Raw genomic sequence first — 844 nt, 5'->3', positions numbered from 1 at the left:
CAGTTGAAAGAACTGAAACGGCTTCAGAAAGAGAATGAGCGACTGCGACGTGCGGTATCCGATCTGACGTTGGACAAGCTGATCCTGACGGAAGCCGCGAAGGGAAACTACTGAGCCCCGCTCGTCGTCGTGCTTGTATTGACCATGTTCGCAACCAACTGAACGTTTCCGAGAGACGCGCCTGCCGCGTGCTTGGACAACACCGGTCCACGCAACGGCGTGTCCCACAAGGTCGCGCAGACGAAGACCGATTGGTGGCCGACATGATCGAGCTGACCCGTCAATACGGCCGATATGGCTATCGCAGGATCGCTGCATTGCTGAGAGAGGCTGGATGGTCTGTCAGCGATGGGCGAATTGAACGGCTTTGGCGACGAGAGGGGCTGAAAGTGCCAGTGAAACAACCGAAGAAAGGACGGCTTTGGCTGAACGATGGCTCGTGTGTTCGGCTGAGGCCGGAGTATCGCAATCATGTATGGAGCTATGATTTCGTCCATTGTCGAACCGACGATGGCAAAGCCTTCCGGACGCTGAACATCCTTGATGAGCACAGCCGGGAGTGCCTGGCGATTAGAGTGAAGCGCAAGCTGAACTCGGTCGACGTGATCGACGCCCTGACGGATCTGTTCATACTTCGGGGGGCACCCTGTTTCATACGTTCAGACAATGGGCCAGAATTTGTCGCCCAGGCTGTCCGAGACTGGACCGCCGCAGTTAGCGCCCAGACGGCTTACATTGAACCTGGGAGCCCGTGGGAGAACGGATACTGCGAAAGCTTCAATGGCCGGTTCAGGGACGAACTACTCAACGGCGAAATCTTCTACAGCCTGCGCGAAGCACAAAT

Annotated in this window: 1 pseudogene; it reads left to right on the top strand. The window is 56.5% G+C overall.

The features are described 5' to 3' along the window. A pseudogene (locus ACR0BZ_RS19870) lies at positions 1–844 on the top strand (IS3 family transposase); the annotation flags it as partial.

The sequence above is a fragment of the Ruegeria sp. P8 genome (assembly GCF_056534665.1).
Note: the sequence above shows the minus strand (reverse complement) of the source record. Positions and strands in the feature narration are given on the sequence as shown.